Below are 23,956 nucleotides of genomic sequence, written 5' to 3' on the forward strand. Positions count from 1 at the left end.
GGGGCCGCTCAGTTTGCGCTGCATTGCGCGATGACCTCGCGCACCATGGCGTCCGGGGCGCTGCGCATGATGGCCGAGCCGGGCTTGTCGATCACGACGAAGCGGATCTCGCCGGCCTCGGACTTCTTGTCGATGCGCATCAGTTCAAGATAGCGCTCCGCGCCGAGCGCCGGCGCGACCACCGGAAGGCCCGCCTTCTGGATGAGCGCCGTCAGACGCTGCACAAAAGCGGCGTCGACGCCCCCGAGGCGCTGCGAGAGGTGCGCGGCCATCACCATGCCGCAGCCGACCGCCTCGCCATGCAGCCATTCGCCATAGCCCAGGCCCGACTCGATCGCATGACCGAAGGTGTGGCCGAAGTTCAGGATCGCACGAAGCCCGGTCTCCCGCTCGTCCTGGCCGACAACCGCTGCCTTGATCTCGCAACTGCGCTTGACGGCATACGCCAGCGCCGAAGGATCCATCGCCACCAGGGCGTCGACATGGGCCTCGATCCAATCCAGGAAGCCCATGTCATAGATGGGTCCGTACTTGATGATCTCGGCCAGCCCCGCGCTCAACTCGCGCGCCGGCAACGTCTTGAGCGTCGCAAGATCGCAAAGCACGAGTTGCGGCTGATAGAACGCGCCGATCATGTTCTTGCCGAGCGGATGGTTGATGGCGGTCTTTCCACCGACGGAAGAATCGACCTGGGCCAGCAAGGTCGTCGGGACCTGGACGAAGGGGATGCCTCGCATGTAGCTGGCGGCGGCGAAGCCGGTCATGTCGCCGACGACGCCTCCTCCGAGCGCGAAGAGGACTGTTTTGCGGTCGCAACCGTGGCGGAGCAGCGCGTCGAAGATCAGATTGAGCGTCTGCCAATCCTTGTGTGCCTCGCCATCGGGCAGTTCGAGCACGTGCACTGCGCGGAAACGGCCGGCCAATGCGGCACGCAGGGTAGCCGCGTAAAGCGGTGCCACCGTCGTGTTAGTGACGATCAATGCAGTGGCCGCTGCCGGAGTGGCCGCGAAACAGCGCGCGTCGCCGAGCCCGCCGGCACCGATCAGGATCTGGTAACTGCGTTCGCCGAGGTGGATCTCGACTGATTCTGAGGGAGCGGACAATGACATCCCTGCGAGTTTAGGCGCTTGCAGCGCCGCTCACGCCGAAGGGCGATCCTGCGGCGAGGATTGGATGATCCCCGCCAATTCAAGCTGAGCCACGATGAGATTGACAGACATCGCCAACGTTGGTCGGCCAGTCTCGACCACGTCGTGTGCCGTTTCGCGATAGAGCGGATCACGAGCAGCGTACAACTCGCGCAACCGCCCTAGGGGGTCGGCCACCTGCAACAACGGTCGTGAGAGATCGTGCCGCAAACGGCGAAACAGGTCTTCAGGGGATGCGCGCAGGTAGATGACGTGCCCGCCCTCTTTCATCAAACTCCGATTGGACGTTCGCACGACGATGCCGCCGCCGGTCGCCAGCACACCGCGGCGCGCGGCGATCAGTTCAGAGAGAGTGGCTTCCTCCAAGTCGCGAAAACTAGACTCGCCCTCGCGTTCGAAATAATCCCGGATCGAGCAACCTACTCTCTGCTCGACAACGGCATCCGTATCAGCGAAGGGGAGGTCAAGCCGCAGTGCAAGGCGCCTGCCGATACTTGACTTCCCAGAGCCGGGCAGCCCTACCAAGACGATAGGGCGATCTTCAGAACCTTCTACAAAGCATCTCCGCATGTATTACTGCTGCCATAGGGCGGGGTCAAGAACGAACCATTGGCAACATCCCCTTGCTCGGGCAACAGAACATACGTGTATGTCGCTGCACCTTCGCTCCCAGAAACACCAGCCGTCACGGTGATTTTCACACGTTCCCAGCCAGCCACATTTTGCGGGTACTGAAGTTGGACCTGGGCAAGACCGTTGGCGTCCGTCTTGGTGCCAGCCGGGAATGCGATCGCCACGTCTGATTGTCTCGGCGTCAGAGCGCCGTCGTGGTTCACATCCTCGCCGGGCGCCGGCAGCACATCGAGTACCCCGTTGCGGTTCAAGTCTTCGTTGGGACACCACTTGTGGTCAGAGCCCGGAATAGGATTCGAACTACTGTCGAGAAGCGCATAGTCATTTGCGGTCACCGAGAGCGGTGTGCCCCATTGCTGGGACTTCCAGTAACCTTGTACGTCCACCACGGCGGACAAGGGAACATCTTTCACGGCTTGACCAGCTGAATTGACGACCTGAATCTCAAACTGCTTGATGTAAGAGATACCACTGGCGGTCTTTTGGATCTTGTTGTCGGTACCGATGGTCACATTGACCGGATTGGCAGTCACGGTCAGCTTGGCCGTCACGAAATTTGGGCACAGCGATGCATCGAAGTCGTTCGTGTCATAGCACGCCCTGATGACAACGCCGTCCGTCGGGCTGCCAATCGTTCCAGCAATGTAAGAGGTCTTTGCTGTGCCCGAAGCGTCACTGTAGACAAGCGTCGACCCCGTCGAAAGCGACTCCCCTGGTAAGGCAGAGCTGATGATGGAAAACCGCACGCGCATGTTGGGCAGCGGGTTGTTGAGCGTGGTCAGGAAGAGCGCACGAACTTCAGACTGATTCGTCGTAGATCCGACGGTGTTCGAAGCAACCACGACGGGGTTGGCAATGGCACTCGCGCCGGAAACCGGTCCTACAGCCGCCGGAATCGATCCGCCGCCCGCCGTGAGAACTTTCAAGTCGTACGAAGTCGTGACGCCGGCCCCTTGGATCGAGAGCGGATAGACCCCATCCGTTGCGGGTGCCGTGAACGAAAAGGTCGCGCTGCCCGATGCATCGGTCTGAATCGCAGGGAGAGTCACACCCGGGATCCCGGCAACCACAATACTCGTACCAGGAACTCCGCCGCCGGCCACATCCTTGACCTTGACAGAGAGCGTTGTTGCTTGGCCTGGCTGGGCGACGGAGGGCACCGAGGCCGGACTCATCGAAATCCCAGCCACGCTGATCGCGCCCGTCTTGGTCAACGCGCCCGACTTCACCGTGTAGTGAATGAGTCGATTGGTCTTGTCGGCGCCAATGCCGACCTTGCCGCCAAACGTGCCGTCGGCGGCGGTGGTCGCTCCGGCGGCGGGCGTGAAGACCGCGTTGCTATCGACGGTCACGGCGACGGGCACAGAGCCGACGACGTTACGCGAGGCATCCACAGCTACAACGCTGAGCGTGGCTTGATCGCTGCCTGTGTTCGTGAGCGCGGCCTTGTCGACCGTAACGATCATGTCCGCTGCCGTCGGGGTCGGGGTCGGAGTTGGTGTAGTTGTCGATCCTCCGCCGCCAGTCGAAGTCACAGGGGGAAGCCCCGGACTGCCGCCACCGCCACACGCTGTCATCATGGCAGCCATGATCGTTGCAACCAACGCAGATTTCTTCGCGCTCAATGAATTTCCCATTTTTAACCTAAAAACATTCTTGTTTAACGAGCCGCGTTGCGGTCAGTGATCATCTTCGGCGAGATAAAGACCAGCAATTCGGTCTTGTTCGCCGTCCGATTTCGCGTGCGGAAAAGGGCCCCAAGGTAAGGCACTTCCCCGAGAACCGGTATGCGTGATTCGTCGGTCGCTTCGGTCAACTCGAAGATGCCGCCGATCACAACGGTGCCGCCGTTTTCGACCAGCACTTCGGTTTGGACGTGCTTGGTGTTGATGGCAAATCCAGCCGTCGTCGCTTGGCCAACAGTGTCCTTGTTGACATCGAGTGTCAGGATGATGTTGCCCTCAGGGGTGATCTGCGGCGTCACCTCGAGCTTGAGATTGGCCTTGCGGAAGGCGATGGATGTGGCACCGCTCGATGTCGCGACCTGATAGGGGAGTTCCGTACCCTGTTCGATCAAGGCCTTTGTTTGATCAGCCGTGACGACACGAGGGCTGGAAACGACCTTGCCCTTGCCGTCAGCTTCCAGAGCAGAGATTTCCAGGTTCAGAATTCTCGACAGGCTTTGATTGAACAGGGAAATCGCGAAAGTCCCCGGCGCATTGCCGTTGCCGGCAACACCGGTGGAGGGCAAATTGACAAAGTTGGAACCTGTGAAGACCGTGGTTGCGGTGGGCTGGTTCTGGAACACACCGTTGACAACCGGATTCGGTGTGACGATGGGATTTGCTCCGACCGTGCCGTTTGTGTTGATGATGCCGCCGCCCAGCTTGACGCCTAGCGACTTGCCGAACGTGTCCGTCGCTTCAACAATTCGCGCCTCGATCAACACCTGGCGCACAGGCACATCGAGTTTCTGGATCAGTTCCGCCACCTGCGCCAGGCGAGACGGGATGTCGGACACGAAGATCTGGTTGGTCCGAGCTTCGGCAAGCACACTGCCACGGGCGCTCAGGATACGCGTCGTCGTGCCGCCGCCGCCACTACCAGCACCCGTGCCAGTCAGGCCTTGCGCAATCTGGACCGCCTTGGTGTAGTTCAGCTGGAAGGACTGCGTACGGAGCGGCTCCAGATTCTGAATGGCATTCTCGGCCTCGAACTGGAGCTTTTCCTTGGCGTTGATCTCGTCCTTTGGGGCGATCCAGAGGACGCTGCCGTTCTTGCGCATGCCCAGGTTCTTGGCCTGCAGAATGATGTCCAGCGCCTGGTCCCAGGGAACGTCCTTCAGGCGGAGCGTCAGCGCACCGGTGACCGAATCCGAAGTCACGATATTGAAGTTCGTGAAGTCGGCAATCACCTGGAGGAGCGAGCGCACTTCGATGTTCTGGAAGTTCAGCGAGAGCTTCTCGCCGCTGTAGCCGACGCCCTGGGTCAGCTTCGTGGGATCGATCTTGCGCGGCCGGACTTCGACCACGAACTGGTTTTCGCTCTGGTAGGCGCTGTGCTCCCACTCGCCCTTGGGCTCGATAGTCATCCGCACGCGATCGCCGACTTGTTGCGTCGTCACCAATTGAACGGGCGTGCCGAAATCCGACACATCCAGCCGGCGACGCAAGCCTTCCGGCAGCGTCGACTTGGTGAACTCGACGACCAGATTCTTGCCTTGCTGGCGAATATCAACGCCGACCTGGTTGTTGGCCAAATCAACAATCACGCGACCGGTACCGTCCGAACCAAGCCGGAAATCGACGTCCTTCAAGGGCAACATGTCGCGGTTGCGGTTTTCCGCGAACGTCGATTGCGCCATGGTGGTCGCCAGGGCCTGGCCTGCCACCGGCTCCAGGGACACCAAGAGCGACTTGCCCTGGATTTCGGTCTTGTATGCCGTCGCCTGCTTCAGATTGAGGACCAAACGCGTGCGTTCGCCTGCCTGAACCACATTGACAGATTTCAGGTTGCCCTGGTTGACCTCGATGGCCGAGCGCCCGATCGCATTCGTGACGCCGGGAAAATCAAGCGCAACGCGTGCTGGCGATTGAATGGCAAAGCCGGTCGGCGGCGCAGTGAGCGGTTGCGTGAAATCGATTCGAATGACCTCCGAACCGGATTGCATTGAACTCGTGACCGATTCGATCGCGTTTTGAGCATGGACGACGGCGGCCGCACTGAGGGCCAGCACAGCCGCACCGGCAGCGCGCAGCCACTGCGCGAGCATAGATTTTTGTTGATTCATTTCTTCGTCGTCCTCTCTTGCAACTGCAGCGTCGCCACGCGTTCGATCCATTCACCGGCGGCGTCCTGCACGATTTCACGCAAGCCGAGTTCGGTTTCACTGATTCGGGTAATACGCCCGTAGTTGAGTCCCAGGTAGTTGCCGACCCGGACCTGATAGAGCAACTTGTCGACGCTGATCAAGGCAACGGGTTGGCCATTGCGATTCAGGCTTCCCACCATTGCCATGGAATCGAGCGGAAATGCTTCGAGCGCTTCCTTGCGACGGGTCAATTCCGGCGCGATGAGCGCAGAGGTGCTGGGCTGGCTCGAGTCGCGGCGTAGCGCCTGCGTCAGCTTCTGCATGTCGAAGGGCTCGATCGTGCTGCCTTCGGTATAGGCTTGCGGGGTGAACTTCTTCGGCTCCGTGATCGGAGGCACCGTCGGCTTCACCTGTGCCCGTTGATCGGCCATCCAGCGCTGGAGTTCTTCCTGCTCGGACCCCATGCAGCCGCTCAAGCCCGCTACGGCGGCGCAGAGCCCTAGAAAACCGAGCGTTCTCATTTCTTCTTCGCCCCCGCTGCGGCACGCTTCTGCATGTTTTGCTCTTCCTCATCCAGATAGCGGTACGTCCGCGCAGTGGCGTCCATGACAAGGGCACCATCTTTCTGCGGCGTCACGGAAAGATTGTTCAGGGTCACGATCCGCGAGAGGTTCGCGACATCCGCCGCGAAAGCGCCCATGTCGTGATAGCGCCCCGTCACGCGCACTGCGATCGGCAGCTCGGCGTAGTAGTCCTTGACCGATACCTGTCCAGGCCGGAACAACTCGAACTGAAGGCTGCGCCCCAGGCCGGCCTGATTGATGTCCGACAGCAGGGCGTCCATTTCGGCCTTGCTCGGCAGTTGTTTTTCAAGCAGCGTGACGTACTGCTGAACCTGTTCGCGCTGTTTCTTCAGCAGTTCGAGGTTGGCCGCTTGAGCGACTTTCTTCTGATAGTCAGCCCTTAGGGTGACTTCCTTCGCACGTGCAGCCTCGAGTTCGTCATTCGAGTTGGTCAGCCACACGAACCACAGTGCCGCCAGGACCGCCGCAGTCACGGCGAGGCACAAGGCGTAGCGGGGAACGGGCGGCCATGCCGACGGGTCGTTCGGGTTCAGCCCCTGGAACTGTTCACCGAATCGCCGCAATGAGGCGCCGATGTCGATCTTTTGGGAAGAGCGTTTGGTTGCCATGATGAACGCCTAACCCTTCGCTGCTGGTGCTGCCGCAGGCTTGGCCCCTGCAGCGGGCTTCTGCGCGTCGGTGGGCCGCTTGAGGCCGATGCGCATCGTGAAGTTCGCAACGCGGCGCTGGTCACGCGGACTCAGGCTGACGCTGCCTGATGTGATCTCGACCAACTCCGGCTTGACCAGCCACGGACTGTTGTTGCCAAGATTGCGGAGCAATTCCGACACCCGCTCATTGGACTGCGCCATGCCTTGCAGCGTGACCGTCTGGTTGTCCTGCTTCATGCTCGTCAGGTAGACACCATCCGGAAGCTGCCGAACAAGCTCATTGAGCAAGTGCACTGGCATGTTCCGATCGCCCTGCAGATCTTCGACCGCTTGCTGGCGTGCGCGCAGTGCCGCAATTTCGGCCTGCAAGGTCGAAATCTCCTTGATTTCGGTTTCGAGCTTGGCGATCGAGGTCTGCAGAAGGCCGTTCTTCGCCTGCTGACTGGATATCTGAGCCTGGTACCAGAGGTAAGTCGCTCCGGCCAGCACGACCCCCATGACCGCGGCAAGACCCAGCGTCGCGTAAAAAGTCTCGCGACGGCGCTTGCGCGCGGCTTCCCGGTGAGGGAGCAGATTGATGAGGATCACTGCAGGAACCTCCGCATCGCCAAGCCGCACGACGTCAGGTACGAGGGCGCTTCGCGGCGCACTTTCTTTTCCCGGATCCCGCTGCCGATTTCCATCCCGTCGAAGGGATTCACGAGCGAGCAAGCGAATGATGTCTGGCGCGTCACCGCACTGGTGAGACCCGGCAACGATGCCGAGCCACCCGCCAGCAATACATAGTCGACGCGGTTGTGCGGCGTGCTGGTGAAGAAGAATTGGAGCGCGCGGGCAATTTCCTGCGCAATGCTGGCCACGAAGGGCTTGAGCACGCCCGAACCATAGTCCTCGGGCAGGTCCCCGCTTCGCTTCTTGGCCTCTGCTTCCTCTGCGGAAAACCCGTACTGACGAACAATGAGTTGTGTCAGTTGAGCGCCGCCGAAAGCCTGATCGCGGTCATACAGCACTTCCTGATTGCGCAAGACCTGCATGCTGGTCGTGAAGGCCCCGACCTCGAACAGTGCGACGACCGCGTCACGGCCCTGTCCAGGAAGTTGCTCGATCAAGCGTGCGGTCGCCAAGCGGGATGCATAGGATTCGACATCCAGAATCACCGCCTTCAGCCCGGACGCCTCGGCCAAACCCTGGCGATCCTGCACCTTTTCCTTGCGCGATGCGGCAATCAATACTTCAACGTCACCGGCCGAACTTGCGCTTTGTCCGATGACGCAGAAATCGAGACTCACCTCATCCAGGGAAAAAGGAATGTATTGATTCGCCTCGGATTCGACCTGAATTTCGAGCTCCTGCTCGCTCATTCCGCCGGGCAAAACAATTTTCTTGGTAATTACTGCCGACGGCGGCAAAGCCAATGCGACGTTTTTGGTGCGCGTGCCGCTTTTGCGCACGACGCGCCGCACCGCCTCGGCCACCTCATCAAACTTTTCCACATTGCCGTCAGTGATCCATCCGCGCTCGAGCGGCTCGATGGCACAACGCTCCAGCACCAGCTTGCCGCTCGCGTCACGGCCCAGTTCGACCAGCTTGACACTGGACGAGCTGACGTCCAGCCCAAGCAAAGGCGCAGGCTGGCGGCGAAACAACGATCCCAAGTCTGTCAAGTTAGATCCGTCCGTTTGTAACGATTGGAAAAATTTGCGAGTGGTTGCATGCTAGCAGCAGGTAGAACGCCATCCAAGCGACGAACCCCCAGTGCGGCACCAATCGTTGTCAAAAGTCGACGTAACAGTTCCCTTCTGCAACTTACGTCACAAATAGGAGTACTTGGGTCCTAACTGATACGAACACGCCGCCTTCAAGGACCGCGTTTTTATAATGACCGCAGACTCCAACAGCCTCAATGCCCGAAACTTCCCGACCCAAGACGCCTGCAAAAGCCTCCCCGCCCGCTTCCAAACGCCCGGCCTGGCTGAGATGGTTGGTCCGAATCATATTGTGGAGTTTGGGCCTCGTAGCGGCCGGCGCAGTTGCTGTCATATGCATCATCGCGGTCGCACTGGCGGTTGCCTATCCGAACCTTCCAGACATCTCCGAGCTGGCTGACTACCGCCCGAAACTTCCTCTGCGGGTGTTCTCGTCCGAGGGAATCCTGATCGGCGAATTCGGGGAAGAACGCCGGAATCTCACCCCCATCTCGACCGTGCCGAAGGTCATGAAGGAGGCAGTCCTCGCAGCCGAGGACGCGCGTTTCTATGACCACGGCGGCGTCGACTACAAGGGCATGCTGCGCGCCGGCCTCGCAAACATGAATCGCGTCAAGAGCCAAGGGGCATCGACCATCACGATGCAGGTGGCGCGAAATGTCTATTTGAGTTCCGAGAAAACCCTTACTCGCAAGATCTATGAAGTCCTGCTGACATTCAAGCTGGAGCACCTGCTGACGAAGGACCAGATCCTCGAGATCTACCTGAACCAGATTTACCTTGGCAATCGGGCCTACGGATTTGCGGCGGCTTCCGAGGCTTATTTCGGCAAGCCACTTCAGGACATCACGATTGCACAGGCAGCCATGCTGGCAGGCCTTCCGAAGGCGCCCGGCGCGAACAATCCCGTCAACAATCCGACGCGAGCACGCGGGCGGCAGCTCTACGTGATCGACCGCATGCAGGAAGCCGGCTTCATCACCGCCGAACAGGCGGCGGAAGCCAAGAAGGAAGACCTTCACCTGCGCGACGCCGCCGACCCCACGCGCCTGCACGCCGAATACGTCGCCGAAACGGTTCGACAGTTGATGTACGCGCAATACGGCGACAGCACCTATACGCGCGGCCTCAAGGTCTACACCACCCTTGTCGCTGTGGATCAGGCTGCGGCCTACCGCGCCCTTCGCAAGGGCATCATGGACTATGAGCGTCGCCAGATCTATCGGGGGCCCGAGAAATTCGTCGACTTGCCCAATGACTCGAAGGAGGTCGACGAAGCCGTCGACGATGCACTCGCCGAGCATCCCGACAACGGCGACGTGATGTCGGCCGTGGTGCTCAAGGCCAACGCGAAGGAAATCACCGCTGTTCGCGGCAACGGCGATACCCTCCAGATCGTGGGCGATGGCCTGAAGCCCGCGCAGTCAGGACTCTCGGACAAGGCACCGCCCAACATCAGGATTCGCCGCGGCGCGGTGATCCGCGTCGTCAAGACGCCAAAGGGTGCATGGGAGATCACCCAGTTGCCGGAAGTGGAAGGTGCGTTCGTCGCGATGGACCCGCGCGACGGTGCCGTGAAAGCGATGGTCGGCGGCTTCGACTTCGACAAGAACAAGTTCAATCACGTCACGCAGGCGTGGCGGCAGCCGGGCTCGAGTTTCAAGCCTTTCATCTATTCCGCAGCGCTCGAAAAGGGCTTCACGCCCAGCACGGTAATCAACGACGCGCCGTTGTTCTTCGATGCCGGCACCACCGGCGGACAGCCTTGGGAGCCGAAGAACTACGACGGCACCTTCGACGGGCCCATGCCCCTGCGCCGTGCGCTGATGAAGTCGAAGAACATGGTGTCGATCCGCATCCTGCAATCGATCGGCACGCGGTATGCGCAGGACTGGATCACCAACTTCGGCTTCGAGCGTGAAAAGCACCCGGCCTATCTGCCGATGGCCCTCGGCGCAGGTTCGGTCACGCCGATGCAGATGGCGACGGCCTACTCGGTGTTCGCGAACGGCGGATATCGCGTCAATCCCTACCTCGTGACGCGCGTGACCGATCACAAGGACAAGGTCCTGGTCGACAGGCAACCGCCCTTGCTCAATGAATCGATGCGCGCGATCCCGCAGCGTAACGCCTACATCATGGACAGCCTGCTGCAGTCAGTGGCGAGCGGCGGCACCGCGGCCAAGGCGCAGGCGACGCTCAAGCGGACAGACATCTACGGCAAGACCGGTACGACGAACGACTCTCTGGATGCGTGGTTTGCGGGTTTCCAGCCGACGATGGCTGCCATTGCATGGATGGGCTACGACACGCCACGCAAGCTCGGTGATCGCGAGACCGGCGGCGGACTGAGCCTGCCGATCTGGATCACCTATATGGAGACCGCGATCAAGGGCGTTCCTGTGGCTGAAGTCCCCGCGCCCGCAGGCGTGGTGAACGTTGGCGGCGAGTGGTACTACGACGACTACGCACCGGGCCGCGGCGTCGCGACCCTGGGTGTCGAAGGCGGCCCGACGCCGCCTGCGGAAGCGATCAGCGGACCGCCGATCGGCCCGACGCCGGCGCCTGAAGAACGCAGCCGCATCCTGGACCTGTTCCGGAACTAGACAATCGTCAGTCGGCCGAGAAATTCAGCGGCTGCCCTGCCTGCAACGTTGCTTCGCGCGAGAGGTTCCCAAAGAATTCCTCGCGTGTCTTCGTGTCGACCCACGCGCGGCCGTCATGGCGGTAGTGGTAGCCGCCGGAGCGGGCAGCCAGCCAGATTTCCTGCAACGGTTTCTGCAGGTTGATGATCAACTGGCTTCCATTTCGAAAAGTGATCGTGATCATGCCGCCGACGCGCTGGTTGTCGATATCGGCATCGGTTGCATCGTTGATGCGATCGCAACCGCGCTCTATCGCTTCAAGCGCGGCTTCCGCGCGGTCCATGTACTCGGGGTCGGTCATTACAATTTCGCCATGTTGAATGTTCGTCAAATTCTAGTGAGCGCCGTTGGCCTCGCGCTCGTTGGGGTCGCCCTGACCGCCTGCGGCCAAAGGGGCCCTCTCTATCTGCCCACCGATCCCGCCGCAAAGGAGCGCGCGACGCTGCCCCAGGCGCTGCTACCCGGCGCTGCCAAGACCGATTCAACGACAAAGCCTACACAGCCAACAGGGCCAACGGCCCCGACGAACACTGCCCCAGCACCGACTGGAGATACCAAGTGAGCCAGTTCGCGCTTCTTCCCGGCCATCCCCACATCGCGCGCAAGGAGGGCGAGTTGCATGTTGAGGGCATGAAGCTCTCCGCGCTCGCCCAAGAGCATGGAACCCCCCTCTTCGTCTATTCGAAGCAATGGATGCTCGATGCACTCGCGGCCTACCGGCGCGGCTTCGAAGGTCGCGACGCCCTGGTCTGTTACGCAATCAAGGCCAATTCCTCTCTCGGGGTCCTGCGCGTCTTCGCGGAAGCGGGCTGCGGCTTCGACATCGTTTCAGGCGGTGAGCTGGCCCGCGTCCTGGCGGCCGGCGCGGACCCTGCCAAGGTGATCTTCTCCGGCGTCGGGAAAACGCGCAGCGAGATGAGTCAGGCGCTCGCGGCCGGCATCGGATGCTTCAACGTGGAAAGCGAAGCCGAACTCGAAGTGCTCAACGCGGTTGCGCTCGAAAAAGGGCGTCGCGCATCTGTCAGCGTGCGCATCAACCCCAATGTCGACCCGAAGACGCACCCGTACATCTCGACGGGTCTCAAGGGCAACAAGTTCGGCGTGGCCCATGACCAAGCGGTCGCGATCTATCAGCATGCTGCTTCTCTCAAGGGCCTGCAGGTGGTCGGCATCGACTGCCATATCGGCTCGCAGATCACCGACACAGCGCCTTACCTCGAGGCGCTGGAGCGTGTGCTCGATCTCGTCGAGGCGATCGAGAAGACCGGGATTTCGTTGCACCACCTCGATTTCGGCGGCGGACTCGGCATCGACTACAACGGCGACACGCCGCCGGGTGCCGATGCGCTCTGGCTGCAGATGCTCGCGCGCCTTGATGCGCGAGGCTTCGGCGGGCGCCGACTCATTGTCGAGCCCGGGCGCTCGCTGGTCGGCAATGCCGGCGTCTGCGTCACGGAGGTGCTCTACACCAAGCCGGGTGAAGAAAAGAACTTCTGCATCGTCGATGCGGCCATGAACGATCTACCGAGGCCGGCGATGTACCAGGCATTCCATCAGATCGTTCCCGTGACCGAGCGGCAGGCTTCCTCCGTCACGTACGACGTTGTCGGGCCGGTGTGCGAAAGCGGCGACTGGATCGGCCGCGATCGTTCGCTGCGGGTCCAAGCCGGCGATCATCTCGCCGTGCTCTCGGCGGGTGCCTACTGCATGGCGATGGCCAGCAACTACAACACACGCGGGCGCGCTGCTGAAGTCCTGGTGAGTGGACACAGCGCCAAGCTGATCCGTCGTCGCGAGACCATCGAGGACCAGCTTCGCAGCGAGCGATTCAACGACTGAGCGCCCGGGGAGCGATCGGACCCGACAGCTTCTTCTTGCTGGCGAAGTTCCAGAGCCGCCATCCCAGCAAAACAGCAATGATCGCGGCATAGACGAACACTTCCGAAAAGTTGTTCTTGCCCGCCCGCATCCAGAAGAAGTGCAGCAGCCCAAGCCCGGCGATCACGTAGACCAGCTTGTGCAGCGCCTGCCAGCGCTTTGCGCCCATCGCCTTGATGGCCCGATTGAACGACGTCGCAGCAAGCGGGGTCAGCAGTACGAATCCGGTGAAGCCCACCAGGATGAACGGCCGCTTGGCAATGTCCTTGGCGATGTCCTGGACTTCGAAGCCCATGTCGAACCAGCTGTAGCTCAACAGGTGGACGACGACGTAGAAGTAGGCAAAGAGGCCCAGCATCCGGCGAAACCGAGCCAGTGTGTTGGTCTTGCTGATCACCCGCAGAGGAGTGACTGCCAACACGATGCAGACGAAGCGGAGAGTCCAGTCGCCGGTCGAGCGGATCAGATGCTCCGCCGGATTCGCGCCCAGGCCATCGGTGAGGGCGCCATGGAACAGCCACGCGAACGGCAGCAGGCACATCACGAACACCAACGGCTTGGCCGCCGGGTGCATCAGGAGCTTGTTCACGACAGGCTTGCTCAGTAGTACTTCTTCAGGTCCATGCCAGCGTACAACTGGCCGACCTGGGCTTCGTACCCATTGAACATCTGCGTCTTCGCGCGCTTGGCGAACAGGCCGCCGCCATCCCCGATACGGCGTTCGGTCGCCTGGCTCCAGCGCGGATGATCGACATTGGGATTGACGTTCGAATAGAAACCGTACTCTTGCGCCGCGGCCTTGTTCCACGCCGTGCCTGGCTCCTTCTCGACGAAGCGGATCTTGACGATCGACTTGCCGCTCTTGAAGCCGTACTTCCATGGCACCACGATGCGCACCGGTGCGCCATTCTGATTGGGCAGCACTTCGCCGTACATCCCGAAAGCCAACAGCGTGAGAGGATGCATGGCCTCGTCCAGGCGCAAGCCTTCCGTATACGGCCAGTCGAGAATGCGCGACCCGACGTAGGGCATGGTCTTCGGATCGGCCAACGTCACGAACTCAACGTACTTCGCGTTGCCCTGCGGTTCGACCTTCTTGATCAACTCGGCCAGCGAATAGCCGACCCACGGGATCACCATTGACCATCCTTCGACGCAACGCAGCCTGTAGATGCGCTCCTCCTGGGCACTGAGCTTGAGCAGGTCCTCGATACCGAACTTGCCCGGCTTGTTGACCAGGCCTTCGACTTCCACGGTCCACGGCCTTGTCTTGAGCGTCCCGGCGTTCTTGACCGGGTCTCCCTTGTCGGTGCCGAACTCGTAATAGTTGTTGTAGCTCGTGGCGTCCTTGTAGTCGGTCAGCTTTTCCATGGTCTGCACACCAGGAACGTTCGACTTCACGCCCGGCAGCGGGGCCAACTTTCCGGGCGCGGAGACCTGCGCCAGCGCTTCGCGCGATGCCCAGGATGCCATGGCAGCCCCCGCCGCGCCCGTGGCCAGCCACCTGAGCATGTCGCGCCGGCTTTCGTAGATGCCTTGCGGCGTGATTTCGCTCGAATGCGGATGGATGAAGCCGTTGTCACGGGACCGAATCAACATGGATCGCCTTTCGCCAGAATTGCTGTGCATGACTGAGTTCGTCGCCAGCGATGATTTGGTTACGCGCCAAAGCAGATCACGGATTCATTTCGTCGTGAAAACCAACGGCGTCAGAGGGTTCCGTAGCTGTGCAGGCCGCTCAGGAACATGTTGACGCCCAGGAACGCGAAGGTCGTCACCGCCAGTCCGCCGAGTGCCCACCAGGCCGCCACGGTGCCGCGAAGGCCCTTGACCAGCCGCATATGCAGCCAGGCCGCGTAGTTGAGCCAGACGATCAGCGCCCATGTTTCCTTCGGATCCCAGCTCCAGTAGCCGCCCCAGGCATCGGCCGCCCACAGCGCGCCGAGCACTGTCGCGATCGTGAAGAAGGCAAAACCGACTGTGATGGACTTGTACATCACATCATCCAGCACCTCGTTCGTAGGCAGCCGAGCAGCAATGCGCCGGCGGCCAAGCAGGATGCCGGCCGCGATCAACGCCGAGATCACCGCATAGCCGACCCAATAGCTGCCGCCGGCCTCTTGCGCCCGCTGGCGGAACGCCACCGGCACGAAGCAAAGCGCAACGCCAAGCAGCCAGATCGGCGTGAGCTTGTACCAACGGGTCTCATCCGCCTGTTCCTTGATGAGATAGGCGAAGGCAACCATGGCCGCCAGCGAGAAGGTTCCGTAGCCGATGAAATTGGCCGGCACATGCAGCTTCATCCACCAGCTCTGCAATGCCGGGACCAGTGGCTGGATCTCCTGCGCATCGCGCACCAGCGTGTACCAGAGCAGAAAGCCGACTGCGGCACTTACCACCAGCATCACGAACGCGCCGAGCGAGCGTGTGCGATAGCGCGACTCGAAATAGAGATAGAAACTTGCCGTCAACCAGCAGAAGAGGACAAACACTTCGTACAGGTTGCTGACCGGGATATGGCCGATATCGGGGCCCAACTGATGGCTCTCGTACCAGCGGACCATCGTGCCGATCAGCGCCATGGTCACCGCGGCCCAGGCGAGCCGCGAACCGATGAGATCCATGGCGTCGCCCTGCTTGCCGCCGAAGAAGCCGATCCAATAGAAAAGCGTGCTCATGAAGAAGAGCACGCTCATCCACAGAATGGCCGACTGGCTCGAGAGGAAGTACTTGAGCCAGAAGACCGAATCGGCACGTGCCAGGTCCCCCTGGTAGGACGTGATGGCCAACAGCGTCGCGCAGCCGACCACGATCGCCAACACCCGCAGAGGTCGCCAGAACCAGCCGATCCAGATTCCGGCGGCCATCGCCGCGACCAGGATGGTCTTCTCGTAGTAGTCCATCGACCCCGCATAACGCGAGAAGGCGAAGATCCCACCGGCCAGCACCAGGGCCGCGAAGATCCAGTCGAAGGCATTCCGGCGCGACAGCCAGCTGTCGTTGAGCGTGAGGGTGGTGGTGGTCATGGCGCCGTGTCTTTCCTGATGGCGAGCAGCTTGTCTTTCAGATGCTCGAATTCGCGATCGCTGTCGATGGTCTTGCGATTGACCGAAAAGGCCATGGTGGCGGCCGTACCGGGCGTCGACGCACCCTCTTTCGTCAGCCACACCCACAGTCTGCGCTCCCGGACGTACAGCATCGCAAAAATGCCAATGATCAGCAACAGGCAGCCAAGATAGACGATGTTCTTGCCGGGTGCACGGGCCACCTGAAAGACACTGGCCTGCACTTGCTTGAAATCCGTCATCATCATCGCCACCGGAGCGGGATAGAAGTGCGCGTCGCTGATGGCCAGCACCGCCTGGGTGAGAAACGCCTGAGACCTCTCGTCAGCCGGCAACGCGGCAAGGCCCGCCTTCTCGCGACTCACGTTGAGCACTTCGAAAAGCACGTCGTTGAGGATGCGCACCAGTACCGAGCCCGCGCGCTCCCGCTCGGCTTCGGGCACGTTCGCCTCCATGAACTCCGCAATTGCCTGCCAGCCGCCGGTCGTCACCGCGTCGGCCTTGGCCCGCTCAGTGCCCGCGAACAACGCGAGAGCGCGCGCCGCGGAAGTGCGGAGTTGATTGGCAAGCTCCGGCCGTTTCGGATCGGTCGTGCGCGTGATGTAACGGTCGATGGCCAGCGCGCGCGCCTTCGCATCCGCAAGCGTCTCGCGCATGCGCACGAAGCCGTCCATCGAGCCCTTGTCGTCAGCCGGCACACGGAGATATCGGAACGGATCCTCCGGTCGGTCGCGCACGCCGAGCAGGAACACCGGTTGGCCGTCACCGGTGTCGACGGGAACCATGTAGTTCTGATATTCGCGCGCCTGTCCCGCGGCATCGCGCAGCTTGTAGCCGATGCTCGGGCCGATGTTGCGCAACGTCTTCGGCTTGTTGGTCTTGTTGGCGGCCCCCAGGCGCGACTCGAGTTCGCCTCGCAAATCGACCTTGCGGACGTCCGCACCGCTCGTCATCTCACCGCCGGAGCCGTCGCCGAAATTCTCGACGTTGATCACGCGCAGCGCCGCGTACTCGAGCGTGAGGCGATCGGTGCCGTTGGTGATCTCGGTGCTGCTCCCGATCGTGCCTTCGACCTCGAAGGGTTTCGCCGCCGCGCCCATCGGGACCGCCTTGAGCTTCACGGTCGATCCGCCATCGTCGAAGCTCGACTGGTAGATCTCGACGCCCTTGTAGCTGGCGGGATGATTCACTTCGATGCGTGTCGGAATCTCCTTGCCGGTCTCGCGGTCGTGCAGCACCACCTCGCTCGCGAACAGCTTGGGCATGCCGGTCGAGTAGTAATCGACGATGAACTTCTTGAGCTCGATGGAAAACGGCAGATCCTGAAGCAGTACGCCGTCCGCCTGATTGAGGATCGCAACGCTCGCCTGCCCGCCTTCGGGCACCAGGATGTTGCCGCGGAAGGTCGGATTGTTCGGCGACAGCCGGTGCTGCGGCGCGACGTCGGCAATGAGTCCACCGCCGGTGTAGACGCTTTTTCCATTGAACCAGGTCTGGGCGCGCACCACCAGGTCGCCATCCAACAATCCGCCGATGCAGACGAGAACGATGGCGCTGTGGGCGGCAATGTAGCCGAGCTTGTGCGCGCCGCCCGCCCGCGCGGCGACCATCCATCCCTTTCCCTCGCGCTGCTGGAGCTTGACCTTCCAGCCGCCGCTGACCAGAAGTTGCCCGATGCGATTGGCAGCAACGTCCGGCGTTTCATCGAGCACGGTTTCGGCCCGCTGTCCGAAGGCCTTGAGACTTTGCGCGCGGATGTCTTCCTTGTAGGTCTTCAGGTCGGCAAAGATACGCGGCGTATTGCGCGCGATGCACAGCGAAGTGCTGATGACCAGAAAGAAAAGGATCAGCAGGAACCACCAGGCGCTATAGATCGCGTCCAGCTTCGCTGCGCGGAAGAACTCCGCCCAGAATGGGCCGAACTGGTTGACGTAGTTTCCGAACGGTTCATGCTGCTTCAGAACGGTGCCGATGATCGATGCGACGCAGATGATCGTCAGCAGTGCGATCGCAAAGCGCATCGACGAAAGCAACTCCACCGCCGCACGGACCGCTTTGGGACCGTGACGTACTCGAAGGCCGTGGGTGGAAACTGACATGAGGAGCGAGCCGTTGAAAAGCAAAAAGGCGGGCCATCCTCTCTGGATCGGCCCGCCCTGTTTGGGGTTTGTTATTGGCGGTTAGTTCACGATCAACCGCCGGGCGTCAACGCAGCCCGGCAATGTAGTCGGCCACTGCCCTGATTTCGCGATCGCTGAGCTTGGCGGCGACGCCCGTCATTTGCAGCGAGTTGAGGCGCACGTTGTCGCGGAACATGGTCAATTGCGCCACCGTGTATTCGGCATGCTGACCGCCCAGACGCGGATACTGCGCAGGGATGCCGGCGCCATCGGGGCTGTGGCAACCCGCGCACGCCGGAATCTGCCGATCGGACAAGCCGCCGCGGAAGATCTTCTCGCCGAGGGTCACCAGGTCCTTTTCCTTCGAGTAGCCGGTCTTGACCTTCTTCGATCCCACGAACCAGGCGATGTTTCGCATGTCTTCATCAGACAGCGACGCGACCATCGGCTTCATGATTGCGCTCTTGCGCTTGCCGGACCTGAAGTCCTGGAGCTGCTTGAAGATGTATTCGGGATGCTGCTGCGCCAGCTTCGGGTTGCCCGCGATGGCCGAGTTGCCGTCCGCGTTGTGGCACGAGGCACAGCTCTGGCCGTTGGCGGGCGCCGTATTGAAGAGGGCGTCGCCCTTGGCCGGATCCGGCTTGGCCGCCTTGACGGGTGCTCCGGCAGCCGGCTTTTCGGCGGGCTCGTCAGCCGCGAAGCTGACATTGGCGGCGGCGCCCAGAAGGGCTGCAAGCAGAAAACGGGCAAACAACTTCATATCGGGGGCTTGAATTTATGGCGCAAAACCCGGCGATTCTACAATGGCGCCCCGCTACGAAAGCTCATCGATGACCACCCCGCCGCGCAAGCCGGCCGCCCCCTCTTCCCGCACGGCGCCCGCCGTCGACGCCGCAACCGCCGAGCGCGTCCGTGTGGCGCGGGGCTGGCTGCACACCGCCCACTTCCTCACGAGCGCGCCCCAGTTGGAGCACTTGCCGATGTTCGAGCTGCCGGAGATCGCCTTTGTCGGGCGCTCCAACGCGGGCAAGTCGACCGCCATCAATACGCTCACGCAGCAAACCCGACTCGCCTTTGCATCCAAGACGCCAGGGCGAACACAGCACATCAATCTGTTCGGCGTCGGCAAGCAGAAGGTCGACGACGCAGTGCTGGCCGACCTCCCCGGCTACGGCTATGCAGCCGTTCCCAGGGAAGCCAAACTGCGGTGGCAGCGCGTGATGGGCAACTACCTGATGACACGCGAGAACCTGCGCGGCGTGGTGCTGATGTGCGATCCGCGCCATGGCCTCACGGAGCTTGATGAGATCCTGCTCGAAGTGATCCGTCCGCGGGTCGAGCAAGGACTCAAGTTCCTCGTGCTGCTCACGAAGGCAGACAAGCTCACGCGCTCCGAAGGCGCCAAGGCGCTGTCGATTGCGCGACTGCAGGCGGGCGGCGGCGAGGTCAAACTGTTCTCGGCGCTGAAGCTGCAAGGCGTCGACGAAGCCGCCGAACTGCTGTGGCGGTGGGCGCATCCCCAGGACGAGAAGCCAGTCGAACCGGCCGAACCGGCGAACGAGGGGCACTGACGGCGGCGGCGCCTCCCTCAACGAATAGCAATGAAGGAGACAAACCCGTGATCGAGACTTTCGCCCGCCAGCTCCCCAACGGCATCACCCTCAGTTGCCGGGCGGCCGGCATGCCCGGACGCCCGCTGATGGTGTTCCTGCACGGCTTTCCCGAGGCTGCATTCATCTGGGATGAATTGCTCGAACACTTCGCCCGGCCCGAGCATGGCGGCTTTCGCTGCGTGGCGCCGAACCTTCGCGGCTTCGAGAAATCCAGCTCGCCCCAGGAGGTTTCGGCCTACCGTGCACACCTGCTGGTGCAAGACGTCTCCGAGCTTGCCGCGAGCGAGAGCCCGGACGGAAGGATCGAGATGCTCGTGGCACACGACTGGGGCGGCGCATTCGGCTGGGGGTATGGGAACCAGCACGCCGACAAGCTCGGCAAGCTGGTCATCATCAACTCGCCGCATCCCGGCACATTCACGCGCGAACTGCTGAACAACCCTGCGCAGCAGGCAGCCAGCGCCTACATGAATTTCCTCGCGCGGCCCGATGCCGAGGCGCTGCTCTCCGCCGATGACTACCGCCGCATGTGGCCTTTCTTCACGCTGATGAAGGCCGGCGCCGACGGCTTCGGCTGGCTCACGGAAGACGTCAAGAACCAGTACCGCGAAGTCTGGAACGCCGGCCTGACTGGCGCCTGCAACCTCTACCGCGTGACGCCGATGAAGCCGGCAATGCCCGGCCAGCCATCGCAGATCCCGACGCTGCCGCGAGAGCGGTTCACGGTCGCGGCGCCGACCCTGGTCCTCTGGGCGCTGGACGATGCGGCGCTCTTGCCCGGCTTGCTGGAGGGCCTGGAAGACTATGTTCCGAAGCTCGGCATCAAGAAGATCCCCGGCGCCACGCACTGGATCGTCCACGAGCAGCCGCAGTTGGTTGCCGCCGAGATAGAAGCCTTCCTGAATCGCGACCAGTCACCCGTTCAATAGACTTTGGGTTCGCCGTCGGGGCGTGTCTTGAAGCGGCGGTGCACCCAGTAGTACTGCGAGGGCATGGTGTCGATGTAGCCTTGCAGGCGCTCGTTCATCAGCGTCGTATCGGCGATCACGTCGTCGGTGGGGAAGTTCTTCCAGGCCGGCAGCACCTCGATTTCGTAGCCACCCTTGACGAGCTTCGACACGATCGGCACCACCTTGGCGCGTCCCAGCCGAGCGAATCGCGACAGCGACGGCACGGTGGCGGCCTGCACGCCGTAGAACGGCACGAAGACGCTCTGATCGCGGCCGAAATCCATGTCGGGCAGCAAATACAGCAAACCGCCCTTGCGCAGGCCCGCGAGGACCGGCTTGACGCCGTCGACGCGATTCAGGGTGACCACGTTGCCAAAGCGCTTTCGGCCTTCGCTGATCCACTCGTCGATCATCGGATCGCGCTGCGTGGTGTAGATGGTGGCCGAGGCCCGAGCCGTTTGCATGGTTATCGCGGTGGCCGCCGCATCGAGGCCGTAGAAATGCGGCGCGAACAGGATCGTCGGTTCGTGGCCATGCGCGATCTCGTGGATCTCGCCGGCGGCGCCTTGAATCTTCAGGCGGCTCGCGACCACTTGTTCCGGCGCATGCCAGAGCCAACTCCGATCAAGCCACGATTGCGCCACGAAAACGAAAGTCTCGCGCGCCATGCGCCGACGCTCAGGGGGCGATTTTTCCGGGAAACACAGCGCCAGGTTGGCATCCACGACGCGACGGCGGGGCGCTGCGAGGGCGTGCAACACCGGCCCGAGCACCGCGCCGAAGCCGCGTATCAAGGGCAGCGGTACGTGAGCCAGCGCCCGCATGAATCCGATCCCTATCCTGGAAGTCAGGCTCATGCCGCATCTCCCGATGAGGCCGTGATGGTTTCGGCGCGTGGCTGCTTGTAGCGCGCGTAGTCCCAGACATATTGGCCGGGAAGCCGACGAATCAGCCGCTCGATACCGATGTTCATGGCGGTCGCTGCGGCTTCCGGCGTGGCCTTGGGGTCGCTCATGGCGGTCCCGTCGAACGGCTCGAACCGGATCGCATAGCCCGCCCCGCGGGGCAACCGTTCGCACACCCCGAGAAAAACGCGGGCGCCCGTCTGCTGCGCGAGGCGCGGAAGCAGCGTCATCGTATAGGCCGGTCGGCCGAGAAACGGCGCCCAGACGCCCTGCCCGAGCGGGGGCACCTGGTCCGGCAGGATGCCGGTGTAGCCGCCGCCGCGCAGCGTCCGGATCAGACCCCGCACGCCGGCCACGGTGGTCGGCAGCGTTTGCAGACCAGGCCGATCGCGCGAGCCGGCGATCAATTCCGCCATGAACTTCTTGCGAGCCGGTCGGAAAAGCGCCGTGATGGGCCCGTACTTCTCGAAAAACCGCTCCCCCACCGCCTGGCCGAAGGTTTCCCAGCTGCCGAGGTGCGGCGACACGAGGATGACGCCCTTGCGCGCGGCGAGGGCCGACTCGAATTCTTCGATGCCGTCCCAGCGGACGATGCGCGGCAGCAGGCTTTCCCCCTGCGGCCGAGCCCAGACCCAGGGAAGCTCGCCCACCATGGCGCCCGCCGCGGCAATGGCGGGACGGTACTGTTCAGGCGTGAAGCCGGCGGCCTCGGCGTTCTCCCGGAATCGCCGGCGATAGTCAGGCGCCAGCCACCAGACCAGCCAGCCCAGCCAGCCGCCGAATGCATGCATCCACGGCAAAGGCACACGAGCAAGCAATCGGAACAGAAAAATCATCAAAGCCAGGGGGGTGAAACCATGACGCGCGCGCAGCGTACAGCGCGGCTCGAATAGAATGCAAATTGTCGCTGAGTTATGGAACTACTTGCAGGGCGACGTTAAACAACACTGCTAAAGCGTTCGCCAAGGCTCCAATAGGGTTGGCAACGCGCCAACCGACCAGCATGGAGTTTCATCGAAATGGCGAACGACTTTCTCTTTACTTCCGAATCGGTTTCCGAGGGTCACCCCGACAAGGTGGCCGACCAGATTTCCGACGCGATCCTCGACGCGATCTTTGCCCAGGACCCACGCTCGCGCGTCGCCGCCGAGACGCTGACCAACACCGGGCTCGTGGTGCTCGCCGGCGAGATCACGACCAACGCGCACGTCGACTACATCCAGGTGGCGCGCGACACCATCAAGCGCATCGGCTACGACAACACCGACTACGGCATCGACTACAAGGGCTGCGCCGTGATGGTCTGCTATGACAAGCAGTCCAACGACATCGCGCAGGGCGTGGACCACGCGAGCGACGACCACCTCAACACCGGCGCCGGCGACCAGGGCCTGATGTTCGGCTACGCCTGCGACGAAACGCCCGAGCTGATGCCCGCGCCCATCTACTACGCGCACCGCCTGGTCGAACGACAGGCCCAGTTGCGCAAGGACGGTCGCCTGCCCTTCCTGCGTCCCGACGCCAAGAGCCAGGTGACGATGCGTTATGTCGACGGCAAGCCGCACAGCATCGACACCGTCGTGCTCTCCACGCAGCACCATCCCGACCAGAGCGAGACCGCGACCAAGATGAAGCCCTCGTTCGTCGAGGCCGTCATCGAGGAAATCATCAAGCCCGTGCTGCCCAAGGAGTGGCTCAAGGAAACGCGCTACCTGATCAACCCGACCGGCCGGTTCGTCATCGGCGGCCCGCAGGGCGATTGCGGTCTGACCGGCCGCAAGATCATCGTCGACACGTATGGTGGTGCTTGCCCGCACGGCGGTGGCGCGTTCTCGGGCAAGGACCCGAGCAAGGTGGACCGCTCGGCCGCCTACGCCGCACGCTACGTGGCCAAGAACATCGTGGCCGCCGGCCTCGCGCGCCAGTGCCAGATCCAGGTCGCCTATGCGATCGGCGTGGCAAAGCCGATGAACGTGACCGTCTACACCGAAGGCACGGGCTTGATTTCCGACGAGAAGATCGCGGCGCTGGTGCAAGAGCATTTCGACCTGCGTCCCAAGGGCATCATCCAGATGCTCGACCTGCTGCGCCCGATCTACGGCAAGACCGCGGCCTACGGCCACTTCGGCCGTGAAGAGCCCGAATTCACGTGGGAGAGCACCTCGCAGGCCGCAGCCCTTCGCGCCGCAGCCGGTCTCTGACACGCTCGGCGAAGCACTGATCGAGGCCTGTGGACGTTTCAAGCGTC

22 protein-coding genes are annotated in these 23,956 nt (G+C 62.2%); 6 read left to right on the plus strand and 16 right to left on the minus strand.

Annotated features, from left to right (window positions below):
* Positions 1–8: 8 nt before the first annotated feature.
* The 8 genes from aroB to AC1DN9_RS06870 form a co-directional block, all read right to left on the minus strand.
* Positions 9–1,109 (minus strand): 3-dehydroquinate synthase, encoded by a 1,101-nt coding sequence (aroB, locus tag AC1DN9_RS06835; protein ID WP_478098519.1) that lies wholly within the window; start codon positions 1,107–1,109, stop codon positions 9–11.
* 30 nt (positions 1,110–1,139) lie between these two features.
* A complete protein-coding gene (locus AC1DN9_RS06840) occupies positions 1,140–1,718 on the minus strand; it encodes a shikimate kinase (protein WP_478098521.1) in 579 nt (192 codons plus the stop codon).
* Positions 1,700–3,247, minus strand: coding sequence for a hypothetical protein (locus tag AC1DN9_RS06845; RefSeq protein ID WP_478098523.1), 1,548 nt, complete (start codon positions 3,245–3,247; stop codon positions 1,700–1,702). The genes AC1DN9_RS06840 and AC1DN9_RS06845 overlap by 19 nt, the downstream gene beginning before the upstream one ends.
* A 194-nt stretch (positions 3,248–3,441) precedes the next feature.
* A complete protein-coding gene (locus tag AC1DN9_RS06850) occupies positions 3,442–5,571 on the minus strand; it encodes a type IV pilus secretin PilQ (RefSeq protein WP_478098525.1) in 2,130 nt (709 codons plus the stop codon).
* On the minus strand, positions 5,568–6,113 hold the full coding sequence (locus AC1DN9_RS06855) for a pilus assembly protein PilP (protein ID WP_478098527.1): 546 nt from the start codon (positions 6,111–6,113) through the stop codon (positions 5,568–5,570). Before AC1DN9_RS06855 ends, AC1DN9_RS06850 begins: the two co-directional genes overlap by 4 nt.
* Entirely contained in the window at positions 6,110–6,784 is a 675-nt protein-coding gene (locus AC1DN9_RS06860; protein WP_478098528.1) for a type IV pilus inner membrane component PilO, read from the minus strand. The genes AC1DN9_RS06855 and AC1DN9_RS06860 overlap by 4 nt, the downstream gene beginning before the upstream one ends.
* Before the next feature lie 9 nt (positions 6,785–6,793).
* Positions 6,794–7,414: a PilN domain-containing protein gene (locus AC1DN9_RS06865; protein ID WP_478098529.1), complete on the minus strand. Its 621-nt coding sequence runs from the start codon at positions 7,412–7,414 to the stop codon at positions 6,794–6,796.
* Positions 7,411–8,490, minus strand: a complete 1,080-nt coding sequence (locus AC1DN9_RS06870; protein ID WP_478098530.1) for a pilus assembly protein PilM — start codon at positions 8,488–8,490, stop codon at positions 7,411–7,413. The genes AC1DN9_RS06865 and AC1DN9_RS06870 overlap by 4 nt, the downstream gene beginning before the upstream one ends.
* 239 nt (positions 8,491–8,729) lie before the next feature.
* Between AC1DN9_RS06870 and AC1DN9_RS06875 the strand changes: the two genes are divergently transcribed.
* A complete protein-coding gene (locus tag AC1DN9_RS06875; protein WP_478098531.1) occupies positions 8,730–11,138 on the plus strand; it encodes a penicillin-binding protein 1A in 2,409 nt (802 codons plus the stop codon).
* Positions 11,139–11,145: 7 nt separating this feature from the next.
* On the opposite strand, the gene cyaY is transcribed toward AC1DN9_RS06875, so the two are convergent.
* On the minus strand, positions 11,146–11,478 hold the full coding sequence (gene cyaY, locus AC1DN9_RS06880) for an iron donor protein CyaY (protein ID WP_478098533.1): 333 nt from the start codon (positions 11,476–11,478) through the stop codon (positions 11,146–11,148).
* 12 nt (positions 11,479–11,490) lie between these two features.
* On the opposite strand from cyaY, the gene lptM reads away from it, so the two are divergent.
* Positions 11,491–11,739, plus strand: coding sequence for an LPS translocon maturation chaperone LptM (lptM, locus tag AC1DN9_RS06885; protein ID WP_478098536.1), 249 nt, complete (start codon positions 11,491–11,493; stop codon positions 11,737–11,739).
* Positions 11,736–13,016, plus strand: coding sequence for a diaminopimelate decarboxylase (lysA, locus tag AC1DN9_RS06890; RefSeq protein WP_478098538.1), 1,281 nt, complete (start codon positions 11,736–11,738; stop codon positions 13,014–13,016). The genes lptM and lysA overlap by 4 nt, the downstream gene beginning before the upstream one ends.
* Here lysA and AC1DN9_RS06895 read toward each other — a convergent pair.
* The 5 genes from AC1DN9_RS06895 to AC1DN9_RS06915 all read right to left on the minus strand — a co-directional run bounded on the left by AC1DN9_RS06895 (position 13,006) and on the right by AC1DN9_RS06915 (position 19,000).
* Positions 13,006–13,644: a protein-methionine-sulfoxide reductase heme-binding subunit MsrQ gene (locus tag AC1DN9_RS06895; RefSeq protein WP_478098541.1), complete on the minus strand. Its 639-nt coding sequence runs from the start codon at positions 13,642–13,644 to the stop codon at positions 13,006–13,008. The genes lysA and AC1DN9_RS06895 overlap by 11 nt on opposite strands.
* An 11-nt stretch (positions 13,645–13,655) precedes the next feature.
* Positions 13,656–14,654 carry a protein-methionine-sulfoxide reductase catalytic subunit MsrP gene (gene msrP / locus AC1DN9_RS06900; RefSeq protein WP_478098543.1) on the minus strand — a complete coding sequence of 333 codons (999 nt, stop codon included), beginning with the start codon at positions 14,652–14,654 and terminating at the stop codon, positions 13,656–13,658.
* A gap of 110 nt (positions 14,655–14,764) precedes the next feature.
* Entirely contained in the window at positions 14,765–16,081 is a 1,317-nt protein-coding gene (ccsB, locus tag AC1DN9_RS06905; protein WP_478098546.1) for a c-type cytochrome biogenesis protein CcsB, read from the minus strand.
* Positions 16,078–18,219: a cytochrome c biogenesis protein ResB gene (locus AC1DN9_RS06910; protein WP_478098548.1), complete on the minus strand. Its 2,142-nt coding sequence runs from the start codon at positions 18,217–18,219 to the stop codon at positions 16,078–16,080. Before AC1DN9_RS06910 ends, ccsB begins: the two co-directional genes overlap by 4 nt.
* 106 nt (positions 18,220–18,325) lie before the next feature.
* On the minus strand, positions 18,326–19,000 hold the full coding sequence (locus AC1DN9_RS06915) for a c-type cytochrome (RefSeq protein ID WP_478098550.1): 675 nt from the start codon (positions 18,998–19,000) through the stop codon (positions 18,326–18,328).
* A gap of 70 nt (positions 19,001–19,070) precedes the next feature.
* On the opposite strand from AC1DN9_RS06915, the gene yihA reads away from it, so the two are divergent.
* Positions 19,071–19,811, plus strand: coding sequence for a ribosome biogenesis GTP-binding protein YihA/YsxC (gene yihA / locus AC1DN9_RS06920; protein ID WP_478098552.1), 741 nt, complete (start codon positions 19,071–19,073; stop codon positions 19,809–19,811).
* Positions 19,812–19,858: 47 nt separating this feature from the next.
* Complete coding sequence (locus tag AC1DN9_RS06925; RefSeq protein ID WP_478098554.1) at positions 19,859–20,782, plus strand: alpha/beta fold hydrolase; 924 nt, start codon at positions 19,859–19,861, stop codon at positions 20,780–20,782.
* On the opposite strand, the gene AC1DN9_RS06930 is transcribed toward AC1DN9_RS06925, so the two are convergent.
* Positions 20,776–21,660 carry an LpxL/LpxP family acyltransferase gene (locus tag AC1DN9_RS06930; protein ID WP_478098557.1) on the minus strand — a complete coding sequence of 295 codons (885 nt, stop codon included), beginning with the start codon at positions 21,658–21,660 and terminating at the stop codon, positions 20,776–20,778. The two genes, AC1DN9_RS06925 and AC1DN9_RS06930, sit on opposite strands and share 7 nt — an antisense overlap.
* A complete protein-coding gene (locus AC1DN9_RS06935) occupies positions 21,657–22,544 on the minus strand; it encodes a lysophospholipid acyltransferase family protein (protein ID WP_478098559.1) in 888 nt (295 codons plus the stop codon). The genes AC1DN9_RS06930 and AC1DN9_RS06935 overlap by 4 nt, the downstream gene beginning before the upstream one ends.
* Positions 22,545–22,727: 183 nt before the next feature.
* On the opposite strand from AC1DN9_RS06935, the gene metK reads away from it, so the two are divergent.
* Complete coding sequence (gene metK, locus AC1DN9_RS06940) at positions 22,728–23,909, plus strand: methionine adenosyltransferase (protein WP_478098562.1); 1,182 nt, start codon at positions 22,728–22,730, stop codon at positions 23,907–23,909.
* The last annotated feature ends 47 nt before the right edge of the window (positions 23,910–23,956 follow it).

This window comes from Variovorax sp. 05L425 (genome assembly GCF_056397705.1).